Origin of the sequence: Aquabacterium sp., assembly GCF_049274795.1 — a bacterium.
In the GTDB taxonomy this organism is placed as follows: Bacteria; Pseudomonadota; Gammaproteobacteria; order Burkholderiales; family Burkholderiaceae_C; genus Aquabacterium.
Map to the genome: position 1 here is coordinate 1 of NZ_JBASTH010000019.1, position 1,633 is coordinate 1,633.

At 62.8% G+C, this 1,633-nt stretch carries 2 protein-coding genes; both read left to right on the forward strand.

Going from position 1 to position 1,633, the window contains the following annotated elements:
• A partial coding sequence (locus WAQ08_RS02400; RefSeq protein ID WP_422189041.1) for a riboflavin synthase occupies positions 1–383 on the forward strand: 383 nt, incomplete at its 5' end.
• 165 nt (positions 384–548) lie between these two features.
• Positions 549–1,633, forward strand: a 1,085-nt coding sequence (locus WAQ08_RS02405) for an AMP-binding protein (RefSeq protein ID WP_422189042.1), incomplete at its 3' end; no start/stop codon positions are given.

Sequence of the window (1,633 nt, forward strand, 5' to 3'; positions counted from 1 at the left end):
GCACGACCCTCGGCCGGCTTGCGGCCGGAGCGCGCGTGAATCTGGAAAAGTCACTCGTGCTCAGCGCCCCCTTGGGCGGGCACCTCGTGAGTGGTCATGTCGATGGTGTCGGCACAGTAGCGGCGTATCGGCCGGCGTCGCGGTCCGTGGAATTGAGGATCGCCGTTCCCGGGGAGCTGGCGCGGTATGTCGCCCGCAAGGGTTCGATCTGCGTCGATGGCGTTAGCCTGACCGTGAATGTCGTTGACGGTTGCGAGTTTGAGGTGAGCGTGGTCCCGCATACACTGCAGGCGACGACCCTCGCCGACCTGGAGGCGGGTACTACCGTCAACATCGAAGTGGATTTGATCGCCCGCTATCTGGAACGATTGATGGTGCGATGACGGCGGCGGACGTGAACCGGGGGTTCGAAGCTATAGACTGAGTGCGGAGCGCAGGCCTGTACTATCAATCGCTGAACTTCATCGACACGGTCTACCGCCTTATCAGCGTGTAACCTTACACTCAGCCGGCGGATTCGATTACTGAGAGAAAAAAAAGACCACACAATGACTACCCCCACCTCTGCCGCCGTAACCTCAAACCGTCTGGCCCTGCAGCGCCTGTACCACTGGGAGAAGACCTGTCCCGACCGGATCGCCTTGAGCCAACCGATGGGCGGCGGCGTCATGCGCGACTTCACGTGGGTGCAGTTGGCCGACGAGACGCGGCGCATGGCCGCGCATTTGAAAGGCCTGGGTCATGCGCCGGGCAGCCGCATCGCAATCCTGTCCAAAAACTGCGCGTACTGGATGATGAGCGATTTCGCCATCTGGATGGCGGGCTACGTGTCGGTGCCGCTGTACCCGACGCTCGCAGCCAGCACGGTACGCCAGATCTTGGAGCACAGTGAGGCGAAGCTGTTGTTCGTCGGCAAGCTCGACGGTTGGGAGGGTATGAAATCCGGCGTGCCCGCCGGTCTGCCCTGCGTCAGTATTCCGTTGTCGCCGCCGAACGACTACCTGGGCTGGGACGCGATCGTGAGCCGCACGCCGCCGATACATGGTGAGCCAACGCGCGGCGGTGAGGAGCTGGCGACCATCATGTATACCTCGGGTACTACCGGAATGCCCAAAGGCGTGATGCACAGTTTTGCCACGCTGGCCTGGATGGTCGGAGCAATCCGGCAGCGAATTCCGCTCGACGCGGATTCGCGCATGCTCAGTTTTCTGCCGCTGGCGCACATTGCCGAGCGCGTAGTGGTCGAGCATGGCCTGCTCGCCAGCGGCATGCATGTGTACTTTGCCGACACTCTGGAAAGTTTTGGCGCCGACTTGCAGCGCGCGCGGCCAACGGCGTTCTTCTCGGTGCCGCGGCTGTGGGTCAAGTTCCAGCAAGGGGTACACGCCAAGATGCCGGCAGCCAAGCTTCAACGCTTGCTCAAGCTGCCGATCATCAAGGGCCTCGTTGGGAAAAAAGTGCTCGGCGCGCTCGGGCTCGGCCAATGTCGCTTTGCGCTCGCCGCCGCGGCGCCGATGCCGCCCGATTTGCTGCGCTGGTACGAGCGACTCGGTCTGCCGATCGTCGAAGGCTATGGCATGACAGAAAACGGTGTGACGCACACCACGCTGCCCGGCGTTCAGCGCCCCGGCAC